This window comes from Algicella marina, from assembly GCF_009931615.1.
GTDB lineage: Bacteria > Pseudomonadota > Alphaproteobacteria > Rhodobacterales > Rhodobacteraceae > Algicella > Algicella marina.
Genome location: NZ_CP046620.1, coordinates 3,764,931 through 3,786,990, shown reverse-complemented (window position 1 = coordinate 3,786,990; position 22,060 = coordinate 3,764,931). Strand labels below are relative to the sequence as shown.

The window sequence follows — 22,060 nt, the reverse complement described above, 5'->3', positions numbered from 1 at the left end:
GAGCGGCAGACCAGCGGTGGGGGCGATGCCGATTGGCGGGGGTGTCCGCCACAGGCCGCTCCACGACAACGCCGCCTGCCTCTCTTCGCTGTTTCTGCGACCCGATGATGACGATTTCGGCCTGCGCATGTCCAGACCGTTGGGCGGGCAATCGTATCGTGCCGCAGCGGGACATGCGTCGCGAAACCTTCACCGGCCGCGGAAGACAACCGGGATGCGAAAATCATGACTGCCGGAACTGATACCCTGCGGCGCGCCGGGAAACCGACCGACGCGGGCGAGAGTTTCAAGCGCCGCGCGGTCCAGCAGGGCGTTGCCGGAGCTTTGCACGATCGAGCGGGCGAGGATCTGGCCGCTGGTGCCAAGCTTGACGCGGACGATGGCTCGGCCGGTCATACCGGCGTTGCGGGCCTTGCGCGGGTAGACGAGATTCCGCTGGGCGGCGCGCTGAATCTGGCCGCCCCATTGCGCCATGAGCGAGGCGGTATTGCCGGCATCGGGTGAGGAGCGGGCGGCCGAACCATTGGTGCCAGCGGCCTGCCCGCCGCCTTGGCCCTTCGCCTGTGTGCGGGGCTGGGCGGCACTGGCGGTTGACGGCTGCCGCCGGGGTACCGCAGGCGCGGCGTTTGCCAGTGTTTTGGGCCGCGCCGCCGGGCGTTCGGCCTTGCGCGGCGCCTGTTCGGAAGCAGGCGGCGGCGCGGGTGCCTGCGCCTGAGGCTGGATATCCGGCTGCGGCGCCGGTGGCGCTGTTGGCGACGGCTGGCGTTGCGGTGCCTGCGCCACGGCCGGAGCCCGGGCGGCGGTGGTGCTTGGCGGCGGCTGCATTTCTGCCGGCTCGACCTGTGGCGGGGCAGGCAGGGGCAGTGCATCCGGCAGCCGGCTGGGCAGCGGTGCGGCGGTCGATGTCGTGGTTGTCTTCACCGGGACCGCTGGTGTCGACGGCGCCTCTTGCGCGGCGGGTGCCCGCGGCGCTGCCTCCGGTGTATCCGGCGCAGTCGGTGGAACTGCCTTGACCTCGGCCTCGGGCGGTGTCGTCCATTCCTCGACCATGGCGGCGAGACTGCCGGTGGAGCCGGTGAGAGTTATGCTGGCATCGCCGCCCGCGCCGGCCGCCTGCTCCCCATCCGGCCGAGCGAAGCCGAGTACGGCGATGTGGAGCATCGCGGCAAGTCCGAGAAACAGGGCCGACTCGAGCAGGCGCATCAGCCGCCCGCCTGTACAAGGAGATCAATGTGGCCAATACCTGCAGAGCGAAGGCGGGCGAGAAGGCGGGCCAGTTCCGGCCCCGGCAGGGCGGCATCGGCGCGGAGGATCAGCGGGCCTTCGGCGGTTTCCTCGATCAGGGCCTCCAGCGCAGGTTCGCCGGTGAGGGAACTATAGCCCACCTGCCCGTCGGCGCCGACATACAGGATGAGGGTGCCGTCGGCGGCTTCGGCTGCACGGGTTTCCGGCGGCGAGACCTCGAACGGTTCCGGCGGAGCGATCCGGGCGGTCATCAGAAAGAAGATGAGCAGCAGGAACACGACGTTGATCATCGGCACGATGCTCTCGGCGCGCGGGCGGCGGGGAGGTTGGGCGAAGTCCATCATTCGACCAGCGCGACGGCGGTGAAGCCGGCGTCGTCCAGCAACATCAGGATATCGACCACGCGCTGGGTGGTGGCGCCGTCGCGACTGCGGAGAACGAGTACATCCGAGGGCGCCTGCATCAGCGGCGCCAGCGCGCTGGCGAGCGCGGTTTCCGGCATGGCGATGCCGTTGAGCAGCACGCCGTCGGCGGTCGCCTCGATCAGACGCGGCGGGCCGGTGTAATCCCCTGCCCCGCCGCCGGCACCGAGGGTGATGGCGTGATCCTGACCGAACCGGGCGGCGAGCATGAAGAATACGAGCAGCAGAAAGACGACGTCGATCATCGGCGTCAGGCTGGGCCTGCGGCGGAGGCGCTGTTCGGCGAGATCGAACATGGCGCTACTCGGCAGCGAGTTTCAGATCGACGGGGTTGGCATGGGTGAAGATGCGGGTGGCGGCATCTTCCATATCCAGCCGCAGGGTGTCGATGACGCTTTCGAACCATGTCAGCGCTGCGGAGGCGGGAATGGCGACGGCCATGCCGGCGGCGGTCGTCAGTAGGGCCTCCCAGATGCCGCCTGCGAGGGCAGAGGGATCGGCGCGGCTTCCGGCCTCCTGCAATGTCTGGAAGGCGGCAATCATGCCGAGGACGGTGCCGAGCAGGCCGAGCAGCGGTGCGATGGTGGCAATGAGTTCGAGAGCGCGCAGGCCGCGCCCGGCTTCGGCAAGTATGCCCTTGGCGACGCGTGTGGTTTCCTCGCGCGCGGATGGTGGCGGCAGACTCTCGACGGCGCTCATGGCGGCGGAGGACAGGCGGGCGCGGGCGGCGCGACGGCCGATCAGTCGCTCCTGCGCGGCGCGGCGGTTGCCCGCAACCCATGCCTGCACGGCGGTTTCCGCACGGTTGCGCGACCACGCGCCGAGGACGGAAAGCCGCCATGCCTTCCAGAGGATGAGCGCCAGTGTCAGCACGGACAGCCCGGCGATCAGCCAGATGGTGGCTCCGCCCTTGTCGAGCAGGCCTGTCATGCGGTCCGTCAGTGCGGACGGGTCGAAGCCGATCTGGTCCATCTCATGCCTCCAGCACGGTGGCGAAGCCTTCGAAACGGGGGTGGCCGGTGGTGAGGCGCGGCCCCTGCCCTGCCCCTGCGTGCGCCTTTCGGAACGCCTCCGACTTCGTCCAGTCGGTGAAGACCTGTTCGTTTTCCCAAACGGTGTGAGACGCATAGAGCACGTGATCGTCCGCCGCCGGGCCGCGCAACAGGCGAAAGGAAACGAACCCCGGAACCTGCGCGAGTTGGGAATCGCGGCTGGCCCAGACCTGTTCGAAAGCTTCGGTCTGGTCGGGCAGCACCTGGAAACGGTTCATGGCGATATAGGTCATTGGCGTGCCTCCTGAAGGGTTGGTTGGCTGGCATAGACGGGCACGACAAGTGTCCGGCCGGTGTGATGGGTGACGTCGATGGCGGACTGGTAGACGCGGGAAAGCGTCTCCGAACGCAGGGCGGTGGCGGCGGGCCCATCGGCAGCGACGCCGCCCTGGTGCAAAATGACGATGCGGTCAGCGAAGGCTGCGGCAAGGTTGAGATCGTGCAGGACGACGATGACGGCGGCGCCTTCGGCTGCGGCCTGACGGGCCGCTTCCATCACCGTGACCTGGTGGGTGATGTCGAGGCTGGCGGTGGGTTCGTCGAGCAGCAATGCCTTGCCGCCGCCGAGGCTGCGCCCTGCGCGAAGCTGGGCAATGGCGCGGGCAAGATGTGCGCGATGGCGCTGCCCTCCGGACAGCGTGAGCACGGACGCTGTGGCGAGAGCGGAGAGATTGAGATCCACCAACACCTGTCGCACCAGCCGGGCGGCGGCGGCGGGCGGAACTTCGCGCGGTACGGACAGACCGGCAAGAGTGGTGACATCGAAGTCGGCGGCGAGGCCGGGGGATTGCTCCAGCACTGCGCGCATCCGGGCGAGGGCGGCGGGCGAGTGGCCGGCGACGGGATGGCCGGCGAGGCGGATTACGCCGGTGCGTGGGGCAAGGTCGCCGGCGAGCGCGGCGAGCAAAGTCGATTTGCCCGCGCCGTTGGGGCCGCAGAGCGCGGTTACCGCACCGGATTCGAATGTCAGGTCGAGACCGGAGACGACCGGGGGGCCACCGTGGCCCAGGGTTACGCCCGCGACCTCATACATGGGTGAGCCCCCGCAGGCGCGTGAGGAGCAGCCAGAGGAAGAACGGGCCGCCAATGAGAGCAGTGGCGAGGCCGATGGGCGGCTCCGCCGGGGGTACTGCGAGGCGGACGACGAGATCGGCGGCGAGAAGCAGGGCGGTGCCCAGCAGGGCCGCGCCGGGCAGAACCCAGTGGTGCTGTGCGCCAAGGACCAGCCGGGCCATGTGTGGGGCGACGAGGCCGATAAAGCCGATCGGCCCGGCGGCGGCGGTGGCGGAGCCGACGGCAAGCGCAGTAAGGAGCCCGGCCTTCAGCTTCACACGTTCGGTATCAACGCCGGAATGGAAGGCCGCGCGTTCGCCGAGTTGGAAGAGGTCAAGCGGCGTGGCGAGGCGGTGGAGAAGGTAGGCGGACACGGTGATAACCGGAGCGGTGACGAGGACGACCGGCCAGCTGGCACCGCCGAGCGACCCCATTTGCCAGAAGGTGAGATTGCGCAGCTGCTGGTCGTCCGAGATGTAGGTGAGGGCACCTACACCGGCGAAACAGACCGCGTTGATGGCGACACCGGCGAGGATGAGGGTGGCGACGGAGGTCTGGCCGCCGCGCCGGGAGACAAGGAAGACGAAGCCGGTGACGGTGGCGGCGCCAAGGAAGGCGCCGCAGGGCAGAAGGTAGGGACGCAGGAACGTCGGCACTCCGGCGAAAAACGCGCCGCCGAGAACGATGACGGTCACGGCACCGAGCGAGGCCCCGGCGGTGACGCCGATGAGACCGGGATCGGCCAGCGGGTTGCGAAGGATGCCCTGAAGGGTGGTGCCGGCCAGCGCAAGGCCGGTGCCGACGAGGAGCGCCAGCACCATCCGTGGCGCGCGGATCTGGCCGAGGATGGCGGCAGTTCCGGCATCTGCCCGACCTGCCAGCCACGCCTGAAGCTCGGCAAGCGGGACGGCGACGGGGCCGAGAACAAGCTCCGCCACGGCCGCTGCGAGCGCGGCGGCAAGCAGGCCACAGAGGAGCAGTGGCTTCGCGCCGATGCGGGGGCCGTCGGTTATTCTCTCGGCCAGTGCCACGTCATTGACCCAGCGCGGCGGCGTCTTCGGGATGGAGCGCACGTGCAAGTTCCCGCGCCGCCAGCGGGGTGCGCGGGCCGAAGCCGAGCAGGAGCATGCCGTCCATCGTGATGGCACGGCGGTTCTGCCCGGCCGGGGTCAGGGCGATTTCGGGAAGAGCCAGCACTTCATCGACACCGCCGAGCCTGTCGGCGTGGCCGTTCATCATCAGGATGACATCGGGGGCGGCAGCGAGGATGGCTTCGCGGTTCATGGGTTTGTAGCCGTCGAAGCCTGTGGCGACATTCACGCCGCCAGCAAGAGCGATGATCTTGTCGGCGGCGGTAAGGGCACCGCCGACAAGCGGTGCGCCGTTCTGCATCGACAGGATGAAGAGCACGCGGGGGCGGTCCTCCACGCCCTGAAGGGCGGTGGCGAGTTCGGCCATGTCGGCCTCATAGGCCGCGATGAGGGCCGTGGCCTCCCGGGACTTGCCGAGCAGATCGCCGACGAAGCGGATCTTGGCCGGGACGCTCTGTGCATCTTCGCCGCCGGGGGCGATTTCGACCTGCACACCGGCAGCCTGCAACTGGCCGAGGACGGCCTCGGGGCCGGTGTCGTAAGCGCCGATCAGAAGATCGGGCCGGAGCGTGAGCACACCTTCGGCGGAGAGAGCGCGGACGTAGCCGATGTCGGGAAGGTCGGTGATTTCGGCAGGATAGGTGGAGGTGCTGTCGATGCCGACGATGCTGTCGGCGGCGCCGAGGGCGGTGACGACCTCGGTGAGGTCACCACCTGCGGTCACGATCCGCTCGTAGGGTTGTGCCAGAGCGGCGGAGGCGAGACAGGTGAAAAGCAGTGCCAGCCTCATGCCGCGACCTCCCGTTCCAGCCGGGCGAGGACATCGCGCCAACCGGCCAATTCGCCCTCGCCTTCGTGGCGTTCGCCAAAGAAGGTGCAGATGACGCCGCCTTCGCTATCGAAGAGTTCGAGCGAAGTGACGATGCCGTCCTTCGTCGGCTTGCGGACGATGCGACTCTCGGCGATGTGGTCGGTGCGGAGGTGGAGGTTGAACTCGGGGTCCAGCACGTTGAGCCACGGGCCCATTGTCTTGATGGTGCTGACGGGGCCGGAATGGATCTGGATGCAGCCCTTGTTGGCGACAAAGACCATGATCGGTACGGCATCGGCGGCGGCCATGTCCAGCATGCGGGCAGCGGCATCGGCCGCGACGCGATGGGAGAGATCGTCGCCCGCCAGCCGCAGGGCCTGAAGGCGGCCTGTCTTGTGACGGCGGAGCATGCCGAAGAACTGGTGGGTGTCGGTCATCGCCTGCCAATCGCGGCGCAGGGCCGGCACGTCGATCTCGCTGTCCGGCCGATCCGCCTTCGGCGGCTCCGGCGGCAGGGGGACGAGTTTCTGAGGGTTGCGATCTACCCATGCCTCGATCAGCGCCTCGAAGGCGGGGCGGTCGGTCTTGGCGGTGGCGTAGATCTTGTGGATGGCCGTGCCTTGCGGATCGAAGAACTGGAGTGAGAGGCGCTTGCCGGATTTGACGTCCTCCTCCACCGCGAAACCGCTGGCCCAATGGTTGATGAAGATGCGCAGGTCGACGGACTTGTTCAGCACCAGCCCCATCTTTTCACCGATGCGGACGTTACCAAAGGTGCCGTGGCGTTCGTGAACGCAGCTCTGGTTGCGGGTGAGAACCATGACCTCGCCCATTTCCGGCATCTGTTCGAGGAGCGGGGCGAACCCCCGTTCCTCGTGCGGGCGGAGGGCGCGAGAGAGACCCGCCGTTCCCTTGGCTTCGACCAGTTCCGCCTCGCTGACGCCGAGCTGTTCGGCGGCATCGCGGGCGCGGGGGGTGCCGCCGTCAGCCGCCAGGGAAAGGTAGCGGTCATAGAGGGCGGTGACATCGGGGTGATCCAGCATTGGCTTCTCCTGCTATGACGTGGGTCAGAAGGTCTTGGAAAGAGTGACCTTGTAGGTGCGGCCCTTGGCGGGATCGCCGGAGAGATGCTCCTGGTAGGCCTTGTCGAAGATGTTATCGACGCCGAACCGCATTTCGGCCCCGGCCAGCACGCCGGTATCGGGCCGCCAGGCGAGATAGACATCGTTGATGCCGTAGCCCGGGGTGGGGTCGTCGCCGGTAGGCAGGCGGTCCTGCTCCCACGCGAAGGTGCCCTGCCAGCCGAATTCGAGGTTGTAGGCCGGAAGACGGGTGCCGAGGGCGAGAACGACTTCATCCGCGGGGATTGATGTCATCGGTTCGTCGGTTGTCAGGTCATCGCCACGAATGATGGTGTAGGCAAGGTTGCCGAAGAACCGTTCGGACTGGTAGGCGCCTTCGAGTTCGAAGCCCTGAATCCGGGCCTCGCCGATGTTCTCGTAGGGCGTTGCGGTCGAGGCGCGGTCGATGAGGTTGTCGACGTTGTTGTGGAAGAGCGTGCCCTTTACCGTCAGCGCGTCGCCGCGTTGCAGCATGTCATTGGCGGTGAAGGATGCGCCGAGCTCGTAGTTGATCGACTGTTCCGGTTCCAGTGCGATCGAGCCGCTGCCGGTATCGTAGAGTTCATCGAGCACCGGCAGACGCTCAGTGTAGGCGATGGAGCCGAAGACGTTGATGTTATCCGTCACCTCGAAGAGCGCGGCCAGCTTGGGCGAGATGGCGGTGTTGGAAACGCTTTCGGAGAAGACGCTGTTCAGGTCGTCGGGTTCGAGTGTCGCATGTTCGATGCGGACACCGGGAATGATGGTGAAGCGGTCGCCGAAGGTGAATTCACCCTGCACGTATCCTGCGATCTTGGTGTCCTTGCCACCGGGCTGGAAGCCGACTTCCCCGCTTTCGGCCTCTGCGAAGCGTGTCTGCTGGCTGACCTGCGCCCCGAAGGTCAGGTAGCCTTCGGACATGCCCGCGAAGGCGATGCTGGATGTGTTTTCCAGTTTGAGCTGATGGGTGCGGTAGTAGTAGGTGCTGTCCTCGAACAGAACGCTGGGGATAAGCGCCGTGGCGTTTTCCTGCACGTTCTTGGTGTTGGAATAGGAGTAGGTGGCACTGAAATCGATCCACGGATTGTCCAGTGGCGTGTAGGTGTAGCCGACGGTCGCCGTCTGGTCAGTCACCTCGCGGTCGATGAGGCCGAAGACATCGCTGCCCGTGGACGTCTGTTCGTAGCGGGCGCCGTCCTCCTGTGTCGTCCAGTGCTGATAGGACGCAAAGACGCTGTGTTCGCTGCTTTCGCCGAAACGGAGGCGGGCCTTGACGAGACCGGACGGGGCCTGAAAGGCGGAGCCGGGAACCTCGACGCCATCGCCGTCTTCGAAATCGTCGTTGGCACGGTAGACAAGTGCGCCAAGCAGTTCGAAGTTGCTGGTCGGGCGGAAGGCGAGGACGGTGCTGGAGAGCCCGCCCTGGCCGTTGGAGGTGTATTCGAGTTTCTGCCGTACGGCGAAATTATCCCCTTCCTCCAGGAAGTCGGATGCGTCCTTCGTCTCCAGCGTCACCACGCCGGCGAGAGCGCCGGAGCCGTAAAGGGTGGAAGAGGCGGGGCCGCGCAAAACCTCGACCCGTTTGTAGAGTTCCGGATCGGTGAAGAGCGATCCCATGCGGTACTGCTGGAAGAACTTGGTCGCACCGTCTACCTGGACGATCAGGCGGTTTTCGCCGCCCGCGAGGTCCGAACCGAAGCCGCGGATGTTGAAGCCCTCGCCGAGAACACGATCGGAGCCGATGGCTTTTACGCCCGGCAGGTCCGTCAGCGCATCGCCGATGGTTGTCGGCTGGGCGGCGTCGAGTTCCTCCTGATCGACAACGGAAACGGATTGCGGCGTCTCGCTCGCTACCTTGGCTTCCCCAGCTGAAACGACGATGTCGTCAATGTCATAGACTTCTTGGGCCAGACCTGAAACCGGCCCTACGGCGGAGCCAACCGCCACTGCAAACGCTACATACTTCACGGGGAAACCCTCTTCCAATCTTGCAAGCGTGGATTCGCTGCCTGACGAGGGTCGGGTGGCTATTTCGGGCCGGTTCTAGGTTTCCTGATCTAATTTGTCAAGAATTACTGTACAGTGCTGAATCCAAGTGAAAAGGTTGCTTTATGTATGTGCAGGTGAGAGCTGCGGCGCGGCTCAGGTATCCTTCACGAGCCTGGAAAGCTGATCCTGCATCTTGGTGAGCTGGGACTTCAGTTCGTCGAGCTCCGTGGTGCTTTCCTCGGGTTTCGCCGGCTTTTCCGCGCCTTCGGGTCCGGGGCCCGTTCCGGTGGCGGTGAAGGGTGAGAACATGCGGATCGCATTCTGGTAGATTTCCATGTTGGCGCGTGTCATCGCCTCCAGATTGTTCATTGCCGGTGCGGCACCGAAGGTGCGGGCCATCTGTTCGCGGATCTGCTCCTGATTTCGGGAAAAGCTTTCCATCGACGCCTCGAGATAGCCCGGCACGACGCCCTGTAGCGTATCGCCGTAGAGGCGGATCAGTTGGCGCAGGAAGTTGGCGGGCAGCATCGTCTGGCCCTTGGCTTCCTCCTCGAAGATGATCTGGGTGAGGACACTGCGGGTAATGTCTTCGCCTGACTTGGCATCGCGAACGATGAAATCATCGCCATCGCGAACCATCTGCGCGAGGTCTTCGAGAGTCACGTAACTTGATTTCTTGGTGTTGTAGAGACGGCGGTTGGCATATTTCTTGATGACGATCTCGTCACCTTCTTCCTGTTTCGCCCGAGCCATACCGCAATTACCTCCCTGCAACGCGACCATTGGGCGCAGTATTGCCGGGACTCTATGGCACCGCAACATCAATTTTGCGTACGCGAACGATGGGTGCCATGCTATGGGCCGGGGCCGGAGGGGTACAGATGAGCAAGGACGGCGATGCCCCGGCCGGACGGCCGGACAGCGATGCGGAACGGAAGACGGCAGAGGCCTATCTCGACCTTTGGGAAGAGAGCCAGCGGCTGGCCTGTACCAAGGGGCCGGTGTTCCGCCCGGCGGCGGAGCACAAATGACCGTGACGGACATGGTGGAGCGGCTGCCAGAAGTTGCGGGCAAGCCCCATCGGCGCGGCCATCCTGCGCCACTGATCTTTCATTTGTGCGCAGCCATCACATCCTATCAGGCGGCGGTGGCCGGGGCGCCCGCGGCCGCGGAAGAGGCGTTTCCGTGGCACCCCGACATCACGCCTCCGTCGCAGGCACCTGCGCCGTTGGCCGTGGCGGAGGCCGCACTGGCGCGGCTTCGGCAAGCGGAGGAAGGCATCCGGGCCTGGCAGCAGCACCCCTACCAGCGTCCGGAAACGGTACGGCCCGTGCTGTGGCAAGCCGGATCCACCCGGCTGTTGGACTATGGCGGCGCAGGGCCGGTGGTGCTGGTTGTGCCCTCGCTGATCAATTCGGCCGATATCCTCGACCTGACACCAAACGCCAGTTTCCTTGCTGCACTGTCGGCCAAAGGACTGCGGCCGGTGTTGCTGGACTGGGGCGCACCCGAGCGGGCGGAGGCGGGGCTGGATCTCGGCCAGTATATCGCCGGACGGCTGCTGCCGGCGTGGATGTTCCTCGAAGGCTGGAGCGGGCGGCGTCCGCCGCTTTTGGGTTACTGCATGGGCGGGTCGCTGGTGGCAGCGCTGGCCGCGACGATGCCGGGCGCGCCCGGACTTGTGACAATCGGCGCACCTTGGTCCTTCGCCGGTGGCACCGGGCTGGCGGCGGAAATCCGGCTGGGGGCGCGGCAGATGGGAGCGGCAAAGCTCGACCGGATCATCGACGGGCTGACAGCGGCGTTCGGGCTGGTGCCCGCTGCAACCTTCCAGCACCTGTTTGCACTTGTCGACCCGATGCAGGCGGCCCGCAAGTTCCGGGCGTTTGCCGCCATGCCGCAGGACGGAAAAGCGGCGGAGCGGTTTGTTGCACTGGAGGACTGGCTGGCCGACGGAAGGGCGATGAGCGGCCCGGCGACCCGCGATCTGCTGGTCCGCTGGCAAATCGCGGACGCCCTCGATCGGGGCGACTGGCACTGCCTCGGGCGGGCGGCAAGACCCGAAGAAATTCACTGCCCGGCCATGGTGGTGACGGGCCTCCGCGACCACATTGCCACGTCTGCCACCACCCGTCCGCTGACCCGCCGCCTGCCCGCACCGCTGACGCTGGAAACCGGGCTTGGGCATGTCGGCATGGTGGTCAGCCGCAATTCACGACGGGAAGTTGTCGATCCGGTAGTGGCATTTCTTTCGGCGCTACCATAGTCTGAAGGAGTGCGGCGATCTGTGACATGGGAAGGCGGCCCCCTCCCCGGCCAGTCTGCCGCCAGAGATATCGGGACCTTTCCGCCTTAGAACATATCGGGGGACGACATGACGAACATTGTGATCGCATCGGCAGCGCGAACGGCTGTTGGCAGCTTCGGAGGCGCATTCGGCAATACGCCGGCCCACGAATTGGGCGCATCGGTGATCGGAGCGGTACTGGAACGTGCCGGCGTGGCCGCCGAGGAGGTCTCCGAGACCATTCTCGGGCAGGTGCTGACTGCCGGACAGGGCCAGAACCCGGCGCGGCAGGCGCATATACTTGCCGGATTGCCGAAGGAATCGGCCGCCTGGGGCATCAACCAGGTGTGCGGTTCCGGCCTGCGGGCGGTGGCACTGGGCGCGCAGCATGTGATGCTGGGTGACGCCGATATCGTCATTGCCGGCGGGCAGGAGAACATGAGTCTCGCCCCCCATGCCGCGAACCTGCGCAACGGCAAGAAGATGGGCGACATGAGCTTCACCGACACGATGATCAAGGATGGGCTCTGGGACGCATTCAACGATTACCACATGGGTACGACCGCCGAGAACGTTGCGGAGAAATGGCAGATCAGCCGCGAGGCGCAGGACGAATTCGCTGTTGCCAGCCAGAACAAGGCGGAGGCTGCGCAGAAGGCCGGCAAGTTCAAGGACGAGATCGCGCCGTTCACGGTCAAGACCCGCAAGGGCGACGTTGTGGTCGAGGATGACGAATACATCCGCCATGGTGCCACGATGGAAGCGATGCAGAAGCTCCGCCCCGCCTTCTCAAAGGACGGCACGGTAACAGCGGCCAATGCCTCCGGCCTGAACGACGGCGCGGCGGCGACGCTGCTGATGAGCGCGGAAAATGCGGAGAAGCGGGGCATCCAGCCGCTCGCCCGCATCGCCTCCTACGCCACGGCCGGGCTCGACCCTTCGATCATGGGCGTCGGTCCGATCTATGCCAGCCGCAAGGCGCTGGAAAAGGCGGGCTGGAAGGTCGAGGATCTCGACCTGATCGAAGCCAACGAGGCCTTCGCGGCCCAGGCCTGCGCAGTCAACAAGGACATGGGCTGGGACCCGGCGAAGGTGAACGTGAACGGCGGCGCCATCGCCATCGGCCACCCGATTGGCGCCAGCGGCTGCCGGGTGCTGAACACGCTTTTGTTCGAAATGCAGCGCCGCGATGCCAAGAAAGGCCTCGCCACGCTGTGTATCGGTGGCGGCATGGGTGTTGCACTGTGCGTTGAACGCGACTGAAGTCGTGATGCAGATCAGGGTGCAGATCATGCACCCTGCCTAAACTTAAAAAGACTAACCTAGGGAGATCAGACAATGGGACGGGTTGCACTCGTAACTGGCGGATCGCGCGGCATCGGCGCGGCCATATCCAGAGCATTGAAGGATGCGGGCTACAGCGTTGCGGCAAGCTACGCCGGCAATGACGAGGCCGCGAAGGCATTTTCGGACGAGACCGGGATCAAGACCTACAAGTGGAATGTGGCAGATTACGAAGCTTCAAAAGCCGGGATCGACCAGGTGGAGGCGGATCTCGGCCCGATCGAAGTTGTCGTGGCGAATGCCGGGATCACCAAGGACGCGCCATTTCACAAGATGACACCGGAACAGTGGAACGCGGTGATCGACACCAACCTGACAGGCGTATTCAACACCGTGCATCCGGTCTGGCCCGGTATGCGGGAGCGGAAGTTCGGCCGCGTCATCGTGATTTCCTCGATCAACGGCCAGAAGGGCCAGTTCGCGCAGGTAAACTATGCCGCCACCAAGGCGGGCGACCTCGGCATCGTGAAGAGCCTCGCGCAGGAAGGCGCGCGGGCGGGCATCACGGCGAATGCCATCTGCCCGGGCTATATCGCGACGGAGATGGTGATGGCGGTGCCCGAGAAGGTGCGCGAGAGCATCATCGGCCAAATTCCGGCTGGTCGGCTGGGCGAGCCGGAGGAGATTGCGCGCTGCGTGGCCTTCCTCGCCTCCGACGACGCGGGCTTCATCAATGGCTCCACGATTTCTGCGAACGGAGCGCAGTTCTTCGTGTGAGCCATAGCGATTTCAGGTGCAAGGGCCGGCAGGTGCGCCGGCCCTTCTTCATTCTGCAGGGATCGCGTGGGCCAGATCTGCGCGACGAGAGAATAACCGGGCGAATGCCCTGAACCCATGGCGGAGCGCATCCGCACGCTCCTGATGGGCACGGTCGATGGCGCGGCGGATGTCATGGGTCGAGGGGTGTGGAATGTGCGGGTTTTCCATCGGGAAACTCCTTTTCAAACAAGTTCTGTTTGTCTGGTGTTAATCTGTCTGGTAGGAATATGATGCTTTCTGCATTGACCTACAAACGAGAGTTTCTGCAGTTTCAGTTCAGTTTATCTTAAGTGAATGCGATGCCCGACCGCCTGCCACCTCTGAATGCCCTGCGTGCCTTCGAGGCGGCGGCGCGGCATCTGAGCTTCGCCAGAGCGGCAGATGAACTGGCGGTGACACCGGCAGCGCTGAGCTTCCAGATCAAGAACCTGGAGGAACATCTGGGCGCGCCGTTGTTCCGGCGGCTGAACCGGGCGGTGGAGTTGACGGAGGCGGGGCGGGTCTTGCTTCCGGACGCGACCGAAGGGTTCGAGGCGCTGCGGCGTGGCTGGCGCGGGGCGCGCCGGTTGCAGGACAGTTCGACATTGGTGGTTACAGCGGGGCCGGCCTTTACGGCGAAGTGGCTGGCGCCAAGGCTCTACAATTTCGCCGCCGCCCATCCGGAGATCGAACTGCGATTCGTGGCGACACTGCGGATGATGGATTTCGACCGCGAGGAGGTGGACATTTCCATCCGGTATGGGCTGGGCCAGGACGAGGATCTGTTTTCCGAGCCGCTTTACGACGGTTTCCTGACACCGATGATGCGCCCGGATGTCGCCGAACGGGTAAAGGAACCGGCGGACCTCATGAAGGAGACACTGATCCATGACGACAGCCTGCGCTTCCTGCCGGTGGTGCCGAACTGGGAGCGTTGGCTGAAGGCGGCGGGTGTGGCGCACGGAGTGCTGAAGGGACCGCGTTTCAGCCAAGCGGACCATGCGCTGGACCTGGCGCTGGAGGGGGCGGGCGTGGTGCTGGGGCGCAGTTCGATCTCGCTCAACCTGCTGCGGACGGGCGCACTGGTGGCGCCGTTCCGGCTGGCATTGACAACCGACGCCATGTTCCGTCTTGTCTGCCCTAAGGGCCAGGAAACCCGCCCCGCCATCCGCCAGTTCCGCGAATGGATTCACGGCGAGGTGGCCAAGGACAAGCCGCTGGCGGAAGGGCTGGATTTCGTACCGGCGGCCAGCATTCGCTGAGGAGACGGACATGCGCATTGGCATTCTGAAAACGGGCAACGTCAACGAGAAACTGGCCGCCGAATTTGGCGAATACCCTGATCTGTTCGCCGCGATGCTGGGCGCCGTTGATGCGGAATTGGAGTTCTTCGCTGTCGATGTCGTTGGCGGGGAAATGCCCGCAAACGCGACGGAGGCCGATGGCTGGCTGGTGACAGGGTCGCGCCACGGTGTCTATGACGACCTGCCGTGGATCGAGCCCCTGAAGGCACTGATGCGGCAGGCGGTGGCTGCGAAGATCCCGGTGGTGGGTGTATGCTTCGGCCACCAGATCTTGGCCGATGCGCTGGGCGGCAAGGCGGAAAAATCGGACAAGGGCTGGGGACTCGGCGTGCATGAATACGAACCTGTGGCGCGGCCGGCATGGATGGACGACCTGGCGACGGGATGGAAAGGCCATGCCGTGCACCAAGATCAGGTTACGGTAGTACCGCCGGATGCGCGGGTGATAGCTCGCTCGGCCTTTTGCGAGAACGCAGCGCTGGCATATGGTGACCTTGATGCACCGGATGCCATTTCCGTGCAGCCGCATCCGGAGTTCTCCGCCGGGTTCGTGGAAGGGCTGATCAATGTGCGGCTGGAGGGCATCGTGCCAGACGAGATTGTCGCCGCGGCCCGCGAACGGCTGGGCACGGAGGTTGACAATGCCGCGTGGGCAAAGGTGATGGTTCGCTTCTTCAGGGAAGCGCATGCCCGCCGCAAGGCACCGGCCGCAGGCGCAGCCTGAGGTAGCCTTGTGGCTGGTTCGGCCCGCTGGCAGCGGGCCGTGGCTGGAATTTACGGGATAAGCTCAGAGTTGCGACGACAGGCGCGCAATCTCGTCTTTCAAATACAATTTCTGGCGTTTGAGTGTGGCGACGGCAAGATCGTCGGCCGCGGGGCTGCGCAATTCTTCCTCGATCTTGAGGGAAAGCGTCTGGTGCTTTTTCTGGAGTTCGGTGAGGTGGGAACTCATTGTCATCAATAGACCTCCTTCAGTTTCACTCTCTTCAGCACAATCAGTGCATCACAAAACCGTGCCAGTGTCACCTTAACTGATGCTTAACGGCGAGAAGAGGGCAGGCTCCGGATGTTTGTGTCACCAAATCAGGGACTTGCCGTGGCGGAGAATTGCCTCCACCGCCTGTGAATAACTCGCACCATCGCTGCCGTGGGCCGCACCCTCGTGAATCACCAGCGGAGCAAGCAGCGTCAGCGGTGCGCGGGCGCCCTTGCGGGCGGATACAAGCACCCGCCCCGCCGCCCTGCCCTCCCGCGCGGCCAGCGGCTTGATGCGAATGCCACCGGTGCGCGAAGAGAGACCGGCGAGGATATCGGCGAGGCGTTCGGTGCGGTGAATTACGGTGATGCTGCCGCCGGGGGCGAGGCGGCGGAGACCGCAATCGAGGAAATCGGCAAGGGTGGCCTCACCCTCGCGATGAGCCGTGTCGCGGCCTTCATCTTGTGGTGCGGTGGCGGTTTCGGCAGCATAGAACGGCGGATTGATAAGCACATGGTCGAAACTGCGCTGGACGAGCGCGGACGGCAGGGCACGGATATCGGCGGTCGCTACGTGCAGGGCCAAGGCGTTCATCTCGGCATTGCGGCGGGCAAGCGTGGCGTATTCGTGCTGGAGTTCGACGCCGGTGGCAGCCAGACCCGCGATGCGCGAGAGCGCGGCCAGCGCCGCGGTGCCGACGCCGCAGCCGAGATCAAGGACGTGCTGGCCGGCGCGCGCGTCCAGCGCAGCCGCCAGCAACACCGGATCGGTGGCGGCACGGTAACCGGTTCGCGGCTGCAGGATTCGCAGGCGGCCGCCAAGAAAGGCGTCCTCCGTCAGCTGATCAGGCGGAGAGTTCGACATCGTTGTCGCGCAGGATTGCGGAGGCGCGGAACAGCTCTCCGGTGCGGACAAGCATGCGGCGCGGCAATATGCCGATGGAGCCTTCTAGCGCGCTCATATGGACGTCCATGACAAAGCATTCTATACCCTCGGCACGCAGCAGGGCTGTTGCGAACGCGATGACCGTGGGGTCGTTTGTGCGGAGGATTTCCTTCATTTCGGCAGCCTATCCGCGCCCAGTTGGCGCGTCGAGTGACAAAGAACAGGCAAGAGGCAGCCAGTGAGCAAGATCGGACCGTTCGAGAGATTGCAGGCACTGCTTACGCCGGAGATGGAGGCGGTGAACACGCTCATCGCAGAGCGCATGGCCTCTGAGCATGCGCCACGGATTCCACAGGTGACGGCACATCTGGTGGACGCAGGCGGCAAGCGGTTGCGACCGCTGCTGACGCTGGCGGCCGCGAAGCTGTGCGGTTATTCGGGCGAAGATCATATCAAGCTGGCGGCGACGGTAGAGTTCATTCACACGGCAACGCTGTTGCACGATGACGTGGTGGACGAGAGCGAGCAGCGGCGCGGGCGGCCGACGGCCAACCTTTTGTGGGACAACCAGTCTTCGGTGCTGGTTGGTGATTACCTGTTCGCGCGGTCATTCCTGCTGATGGTGGAGACGGGCAACCTCGACGTGCTGCGCATCCTGTCGGAAGCGTCGGCGGTTATTGCCGAAGGCGAAGTCTTGCAGCTTTCGGCGGCGCAGAGCCTCGCCACGGACGAAAGCGTCTACATGCAGGTGATCCGGGGCAAGACGGCGGCGCTGTTCGCGGCGGCGACAGAGGTGGGCGGCGTGATTTCAGCTGCCGAACCGGCACATTCGGCGGCGTTGCGAGACTATGGTGATGCGTTGGGGATCAGCTTTCAGATCGTCGACGACTTGTTGGACTACGGCGGCACCTCGGCCGTGTTCGGCAAGAACATCGGTGACGACTTCCGGGAGCGGAAGATGTCCCTGCCGGTGATCCGGGCCGTCGCTGCGGCGAGCGTGGAGGAACGTGCCTTCTGGACACGGGTTATCGAGAAGGGCCAGCAGGATGAGGGCGATCTCGAAGAGGCGCTGCGTCTGATGCAGGCGCATGGCGCATTAGAGAGCACGAGGGACTCGGCATTGGAGTGGGGTCAGCGGGCACGAGATGCGCTGGCACCGCTGCCGGCATCGGATCTGAAGGACCTGCTGGGCGAACTGGCCGACTTCGTGGTGTCACGCGCCGTTTGAATGTGTGGCTGGCGTTGCGACGACCCACCAGGCCGGATGGGCGTCGCGCAGGGATTCGGCGGCCCTAAGCGCCGGGGCCTGATCGGCGAAAAGCCCGAAGCAGGTGCCACCGGAGCCGGACATCCGGGCAAGCGCGCATCCCGGCAATTCTGAAAGCGCTGAAACGACTTCGACGATCTGCGGTTGCAGGGCCATTGCCGGTTCCGCAAGATCGTTGCGCGTTTGCGCCAGCCACTCGAACATGTCGGCCGCGGTGGCGAAGTACGGTGGCAACGGCGGCAGCGGCCGGTTGTTCTTGTGCTCCAGCGCCTGAAATACGACGCCGGTATCGACCGATGGGCCGGCGTTTGCCAGGACCATCCAGAAGGGGGGCAGTTCCGGTATATCGCTCAGGATCTCGCCGATGCCCTGCATTCGCCGCGGCCGGGAGTCTATGCAGACGGGAACATCGGCTCCGATACGGGCCAAGACCTCCGCGTCCGGCAGGATGCCGCCCTGATCGCGGTAGAGGCGCAGAACGGCGGCGGCGTCGGCAGAACCTCCGCCCAGGCCCGCAGCCACCGGGAGGTTCTTTTCGAGGAGTATCGCGCCGCCGTTGGTTGTCATCAGGCGGGCGGCGAGGGTTACGAGATTGTCGTCGCCAGCGCTGAGCGACAGGCCGAACGGACCGCACAGGGTGAGAGACAGGTGTGGTGACGGCTCGATCTCCACACGGTCACCAGCGTCGGGAAAGACCACGAGACTATCGAGCATGTGATAGCCGTCATGACGCAACCCGGTGACGTGCAGACAGAGGTTGACCTTGGCACGGGCCACCTCGGCGGCTGTGCGGGTTATGACCGTTGCTTGCGGCATCGGCATGCTGGTGGTTGCCCGCGGCGCCGAACTCAGAGGTCCTGCGCCGTATTCCCCGGGCCGGAGGCACCTTCAGCGGCTTCGTCTTCCAACACACGGTCCAGACCTACTTCCAGCTTGCGGCGAATCCGTTCGGCGTCCTTGTCTTCCGGATCGAAGGACAGGGCGCGGCGCCACTGGAACTCGGCCTCCAGCTTGCGGCCGACCTTCCAGAGCACATCGCCCAGATGGTCGTTGATGATCGGGTCCACCGGTTCGAGTTCGACGGCGCGTTCCATGTGCGGCACGGCCTCTTCGAACTTGCCGACCCGGTAGAGCACCCATCCCAGGCTGTCAGTGATGTAGCCGTCGTCCGGGCGCTGCTCCACCGCCTTCTCGATCATCGCCTGCGCCTCTTCCAGGTCGCGGGGGAGTTCGACGAGGGAATAGCCGAGGTAATTGAGCACCAGTGGCTGATCCGGCTGAAGTTCGAGAGCCTTGCGGAAATCTGCCTCGGCCTTGTCCCACTCCCCCGAACGCTCAAAGGAAATGCCGCGGGAGTAGAAGACCACCCAATGGGACGGGGCGATATCCTCCAGCAGGTTGATCGCGGTTGTATAGGCTTCCGCCGCCGCCTCGAAGTTCTCGCTGGTGCGTTGCAAATCGCCCAGCGCGGTGATCACCGTCAGTTCGTCCGGTTCTTCGCGGGCAAGTTTCGACAACACTTCGATTGCGAGGTCGGCGCGATCGCTGTCTCGCAGCGCATCGGCACGACCAACCTCAGCGGTGATGTACCACGGCGAGTTCGGCGCGATGGCCTTGTAGGTGGCAATGGCCATGTCGTATTGGCCCTGGGCGGAGAGAACCTCTGCCGTCAGGATGAGGGATTCCTCATAGGCCGGGTCGATGTGGTTGGCCAGACGCGAGTAGACCAGAGCGAAACGATCCGCATCGTCGCGGGCCAGCGCGGAGGCAAGGAGGCCGAATACGAGTGACGCGCCATCCTCTCCGGTTTCGACGAGTGTGAAGGGCACCTTCTCTCCCGCCGCCAGCTTTTCGCGAATGGCGGTGATTTCCTTGTCGACATAGCCGTCGCTGAGGGCCATGTCGGCAATTGCCAGCGCCTTGTCCTGCTGATCGGACTGGCTGAGCATGGCGATATGGGCGATCACGGCCGCCCGGTCGACGTGCAACGGGCCTTCCGGATCGCTTTCCATCAGGGCGGCGGCAGTCGCGTAATCACCGGCAAGCGCCGTGGCCAGCGCCTTGTGATAGGTGCCGTAAACCACCAGCGTTTCGTTGGCCTGAAGGGCTTCGAATGCCTCTGTTGCCTTGGCGAAGTTGCCCTCAGACACCGCAACCCACCCCAACAACAGGCCCGAGAAGAGTTCGTTGAAGCGGAACTCCGGGTTGCGCAGAATAGCCTCGGCCGTGCCGGTGGCGCCCTCGCGGATGGCGATGGTGAGCTTCATCAGGCCGGCTACCTGGTTCGACGGCTCCGCACTCAGGAGACGTGCGGCTACCGATTCCGCACCGTCAAACCGGCCGGCAGCGATATGAGCGACGAGGGCATTCTGCAGGATCGCACGGTTTTGCGGATCGTGCAGCAGGATACGGGAGTAGAAATCGGCCGCTGCCTCGTAGTCATTTCGGAAATCGGCCTGTGTGGCGGCGAGATAGGGCCCGGCGAGACCCTGTGCGCTGGCAGTACCGACGCCGAGCGTTAGGGTTGCAGCCACACATGCGGCCATCCATCGTGTCCGAATATTCACTGCCTGTACTCCTGCGTTCAACTTGCACACGACGCTAAACGCGCCGCGCGGAAAGTTCAATTTCTTTGCAGATAAACGCCGAATTACCGCAGCAATATGCTTACATATTGGGGTAATTCGGGCCGTCACCACCCTGGGGCGTCACCCAGGTGATGTTCTGCGGCGGATCCTTGATGTCGCACGTCTTGCAGTGGACGCAATTCTGGGCGTTGATCTGGAAGCGCGGATTGCTGCCGTCGTCGTCCCGCACGATCTCGTAAACCCCCGCCGGACAGTAGCGCTGTGCCGGTTCGGCGAATTTCGGAAGCGTCCAGCGGACGGGGATTTCCGGGTCTTCCAGCCGCAGATGGCTGGGTTGATCCTCGGCGTGGTTGGTGCCGGAGAAGCTGACATTCGTCAGGCGATCAAAGCTGAGTTTTCCGTCGGGTCTGGGATACTCGATCGGCTCCACCCGCGTCACACGTTTGGTTGCACCGGCATCTGTCTTGCCGTGACCGAGGGTGCCGAACGGGTTGAAACCGGTCAGAGACGCAACCCACATATCGAAGCCGCCAAGCGCCAGGGAGGCGGTGAGGCCAAAGCGCGACCACAGCGGCTTGACGTTGCGCACCTTCTTCAGATCGTCGGCAATCGGCCCGGTGCGGACGCTGGCCTCATAGTCGGACAGTTCATCGCTCTGCCTTCCGGCCTGCAGTGCGGCGGCGGCGGCTTCGGCGGCGGCGATACCGGACAGCATGGCGTTATGATTGCCCTTGATGCGCGGCACGTTGACCATGCCGGCGGAACAGCCGAGCAGCGCACCGCCCGGGAAGACCAGTTTCGGCAGGGACTGCCAGCCACCCTCGGTAATGGCGCGGGCACCGTAGGCGACGCGCTTGCCACCTTCCAGAACCTTGGCGATCTCGGGGTGATGCTTGAAGCGCTGAAACTCCATGTACGGAAACAGATGCGGGTTCTCATAGTTCAGATGAACGACGAACCCGATGAAAACCTGATTGTTTTCCGCATGATACATGAAAGATCCGCCGCCGGCATTCGCGCCGAGCGGCCAGCCCATCGTGTGGGTGACCTGTCCCAGCTTGTGGTTCTCTGGTTTGATATCCCAGATTTCCTTCATGCCGAGACCGTATTTCTGCGGCTCAGAGTCGGCGTCTAGCTTGTAGTGGGCGATTGCCTGCTTGGAGAGCGACCCGCGGACGCCTTCGGCAAGGAACACGTATTTCCCCCTGAGGATCATCCCCGGCTCGTAGCCCGGCCCCCTGGAACCATCCTTTTCCAGACCGAATTCACCGGCGATGACGCCGGCAAGTTCGCCGTTGTCGCCGTAGACCAGTTCGGAGCAGGCCATGCCGGGGAAAATCTCCACGCCCAGCGCTTCTGCCTGTTCGGCAAGCCACCGACAGACATTGCCCATGGAGACTATGTAGTTGCCGTGGTTGTTCATCAGCGGCGGCATCGGCTTGTTCGGCACGCGCACATGACCGCCTTCGCCCAGCATCAAGAAACGATCCTCAGTGACCTCGGTGGAGACCGGGGCCCCCTTTCCCTTCCAGTCCGGGATCAGCGCGTTGAGGCCGGACGGGTCGAGTACGGCACCCGAAAGGATATGGGCGCCAACCTCCGAACCCTTCTCCAGAACGACGACATCAAGGTCTGCATCGAGTTGCTTGAGACGGATTGCTGCGCTGAGACCGGCCGGACCCGCCCCGACGATAACGACGTCATACTCCATGCTTTCGCGTTCGATGTCACTCATGGCTGTCTCCCGTTGGCTTGCCCAAGAGTTAGGCGGGAGGGGATGGCGGGTCAATCGGGACATGGCGTCACAGAACGTCAGAGCGGCAGGATTTTGCCCTGCTGCCCAATTCATGGCATCCCGATGCCACCCGCCTTCACCAGACATCAACGGGGCGGTAAAGGCTCCAGTGG

25 protein-coding genes are annotated in these 22,060 nt (G+C 64.6%); 7 read left to right on the top strand and 18 right to left on the bottom strand.

Annotation, left to right across the window (positions count from 1 at the left end; all coding sequences use genetic code 11):
- Positions 1-189: 189 nt before the first annotated feature.
- From GO499_RS18550 to phaR, 11 genes are all read right to left on the bottom strand, one after another.
- The gene (locus GO499_RS18550; RefSeq protein ID WP_161863584.1) at positions 190-1,203 is read right to left on the bottom strand and encodes a TonB family protein; all 1,014 of its coding nucleotides are present in this window, start codon (positions 1,201-1,203) and stop codon (positions 190-192) included.
- A complete protein-coding gene (locus tag GO499_RS18545) occupies positions 1,203-1,589 on the bottom strand; it encodes an ExbD/TolR family protein (protein ID WP_284154810.1) in 387 nt (128 codons plus the stop codon). Before GO499_RS18545 ends, GO499_RS18550 begins: the two co-directional genes overlap by 1 nt.
- Positions 1,586-1,963 (bottom strand): ExbD/TolR family protein, encoded by a 378-nt coding sequence (locus tag GO499_RS18540; protein ID WP_161863583.1) that lies wholly within the window; start codon positions 1,961-1,963, stop codon positions 1,586-1,588. Before GO499_RS18540 ends, GO499_RS18545 begins: the two co-directional genes overlap by 4 nt.
- Before the next feature lie 4 nt (positions 1,964-1,967).
- Entirely contained in the window at positions 1,968-2,639 is a 672-nt protein-coding gene (locus GO499_RS18535; RefSeq protein WP_161863582.1) for a MotA/TolQ/ExbB proton channel family protein, read from the bottom strand.
- 1 nt (position 2,640) lies between these two features.
- Positions 2,641-2,952, bottom strand: a complete 312-nt coding sequence (hmuQ, locus tag GO499_RS18530) for a heme-degrading protein HmuQ (protein WP_161863581.1) — start codon at positions 2,950-2,952, stop codon at positions 2,641-2,643.
- Complete coding sequence (locus GO499_RS18525) at positions 2,949-3,752, bottom strand: ATP-binding cassette domain-containing protein (protein ID WP_161863580.1); 804 nt, start codon at positions 3,750-3,752, stop codon at positions 2,949-2,951. Before GO499_RS18525 ends, hmuQ begins: the two co-directional genes overlap by 4 nt.
- Positions 3,745-4,845 carry a FecCD family ABC transporter permease gene (locus tag GO499_RS18520; protein ID WP_161863579.1) on the bottom strand — a complete coding sequence of 367 codons (1,101 nt, stop codon included), beginning with the start codon at positions 4,843-4,845 and terminating at the stop codon, positions 3,745-3,747. Before GO499_RS18520 ends, GO499_RS18525 begins: the two co-directional genes overlap by 8 nt.
- Positions 4,805-5,653, bottom strand: a complete 849-nt coding sequence (locus GO499_RS18515) for a heme/hemin ABC transporter substrate-binding protein (protein WP_161863578.1) — start codon at positions 5,651-5,653, stop codon at positions 4,805-4,807. The genes GO499_RS18520 and GO499_RS18515 overlap by 41 nt, the downstream gene beginning before the upstream one ends.
- Entirely contained in the window at positions 5,650-6,717 is a 1,068-nt protein-coding gene (locus GO499_RS18510) for a hemin-degrading factor (protein WP_161863577.1), read from the bottom strand. The genes GO499_RS18515 and GO499_RS18510 overlap by 4 nt, the downstream gene beginning before the upstream one ends.
- A 24-nt stretch (positions 6,718-6,741) precedes the next feature.
- Positions 6,742-8,742 carry a TonB-dependent receptor domain-containing protein gene (locus GO499_RS18505; RefSeq protein ID WP_161863576.1) on the bottom strand — a complete coding sequence of 667 codons (2,001 nt, stop codon included), beginning with the start codon at positions 8,740-8,742 and terminating at the stop codon, positions 6,742-6,744.
- 174 nt (positions 8,743-8,916) lie between these two features.
- Entirely contained in the window at positions 8,917-9,516 is a 600-nt protein-coding gene (gene phaR, locus GO499_RS18500; RefSeq protein ID WP_161863575.1) for a polyhydroxyalkanoate synthesis repressor PhaR, read from the bottom strand.
- 128 nt (positions 9,517-9,644) lie between these two features.
- Between phaR and GO499_RS18495 the strand changes: the two genes are divergently transcribed.
- From GO499_RS18495 to phbB, 4 genes are all read left to right on the top strand, one after another.
- Positions 9,645-9,794, top strand: a complete 150-nt coding sequence (locus GO499_RS18495) for a hypothetical protein (protein ID WP_161863574.1) — start codon at positions 9,645-9,647, stop codon at positions 9,792-9,794.
- Positions 9,791-11,029, top strand: coding sequence for an alpha/beta hydrolase (locus tag GO499_RS18490; protein ID WP_161863573.1), 1,239 nt, complete (start codon positions 9,791-9,793; stop codon positions 11,027-11,029). Before GO499_RS18495 ends, GO499_RS18490 begins: the two co-directional genes overlap by 4 nt.
- A gap of 108 nt (positions 11,030-11,137) precedes the next feature.
- A complete protein-coding gene (locus GO499_RS18485) occupies positions 11,138-12,313 on the top strand; it encodes an acetyl-CoA C-acetyltransferase (protein ID WP_161863572.1) in 1,176 nt (391 codons plus the stop codon).
- 75 nt (positions 12,314-12,388) lie between these two features.
- Positions 12,389-13,111, top strand: a complete 723-nt coding sequence (gene phbB / locus GO499_RS18480; protein ID WP_161863571.1) for an acetoacetyl-CoA reductase — start codon at positions 12,389-12,391, stop codon at positions 13,109-13,111.
- Between the two features lie 48 nt (positions 13,112-13,159).
- On the opposite strand, the gene GO499_RS18475 is transcribed toward phbB, so the two are convergent.
- Entirely contained in the window at positions 13,160-13,321 is a 162-nt protein-coding gene (locus GO499_RS18475; RefSeq protein ID WP_161863570.1) for an RSP_7527 family protein, read from the bottom strand.
- A gap of 131 nt (positions 13,322-13,452) precedes the next feature.
- Here GO499_RS18475 and gcvA point away from each other — a divergent pair, with 131 nt between their 5' ends.
- Entirely contained in the window at positions 13,453-14,394 is a 942-nt protein-coding gene (gene gcvA / locus GO499_RS18470) for a transcriptional regulator GcvA (RefSeq protein WP_161863569.1), read from the top strand.
- A 10-nt stretch (positions 14,395-14,404) separates the two neighbouring features.
- Positions 14,405-15,160, top strand: a complete 756-nt coding sequence (locus GO499_RS18465) for a type 1 glutamine amidotransferase (RefSeq protein ID WP_161863568.1) — start codon at positions 14,405-14,407, stop codon at positions 15,158-15,160.
- A gap of 63 nt (positions 15,161-15,223) precedes the next feature.
- Here GO499_RS18465 and GO499_RS18460 read toward each other — a convergent pair whose 3' ends face one another.
- The 3 genes from GO499_RS18460 to GO499_RS18450 all read right to left on the bottom strand — a co-directional run bounded on the left by GO499_RS18460 (position 15,224) and on the right by GO499_RS18450 (position 16,472).
- The gene (locus tag GO499_RS18460) at positions 15,224-15,394 is read right to left on the bottom strand and encodes a YdcH family protein (RefSeq protein ID WP_161863567.1); all 171 of its coding nucleotides are present in this window, start codon (positions 15,392-15,394) and stop codon (positions 15,224-15,226) included.
- Between the two features lie 117 nt (positions 15,395-15,511).
- A complete protein-coding gene (locus tag GO499_RS18455; protein WP_161863566.1) occupies positions 15,512-16,276 on the bottom strand; it encodes a tRNA1(Val) (adenine(37)-N6)-methyltransferase in 765 nt (254 codons plus the stop codon).
- A complete protein-coding gene (locus GO499_RS18450; RefSeq protein WP_161863565.1) occupies positions 16,257-16,472 on the bottom strand; it encodes a putative signal transducing protein in 216 nt (71 codons plus the stop codon). The genes GO499_RS18455 and GO499_RS18450 overlap by 20 nt, the downstream gene beginning before the upstream one ends.
- A 114-nt stretch (positions 16,473-16,586) precedes the next feature.
- Between GO499_RS18450 and GO499_RS18445 the strand changes: the two genes are divergently transcribed.
- Positions 16,587-17,525, top strand: coding sequence for a polyprenyl synthetase family protein (locus tag GO499_RS18445; RefSeq protein ID WP_161864063.1), 939 nt, complete (start codon positions 16,587-16,589; stop codon positions 17,523-17,525).
- Here GO499_RS18445 and GO499_RS18440 read toward each other — a convergent pair.
- The 3 genes from GO499_RS18440 to GO499_RS18430 all read right to left on the bottom strand — a co-directional run bounded on the left by GO499_RS18440 (position 17,511) and on the right by GO499_RS18430 (position 21,887).
- Positions 17,511-18,386 (bottom strand): 4-(cytidine 5'-diphospho)-2-C-methyl-D-erythritol kinase, encoded by an 876-nt coding sequence (locus GO499_RS18440; protein WP_284154809.1) that lies wholly within the window; start codon positions 18,384-18,386, stop codon positions 17,511-17,513. The genes GO499_RS18445 and GO499_RS18440 overlap by 15 nt on opposite strands.
- Before the next feature lie 26 nt (positions 18,387-18,412).
- A complete protein-coding gene (locus tag GO499_RS18435; protein WP_161863564.1) occupies positions 18,413-20,110 on the bottom strand; it encodes a tetratricopeptide repeat protein in 1,698 nt (565 codons plus the stop codon).
- A 121-nt stretch (positions 20,111-20,231) separates the two neighbouring features.
- Positions 20,232-21,887: an electron transfer flavoprotein-ubiquinone oxidoreductase gene (locus GO499_RS18430; protein WP_161863563.1), complete on the bottom strand. Its 1,656-nt coding sequence runs from the start codon at positions 21,885-21,887 to the stop codon at positions 20,232-20,234.
- Positions 21,888-22,060 lie beyond the last annotated feature (173 nt).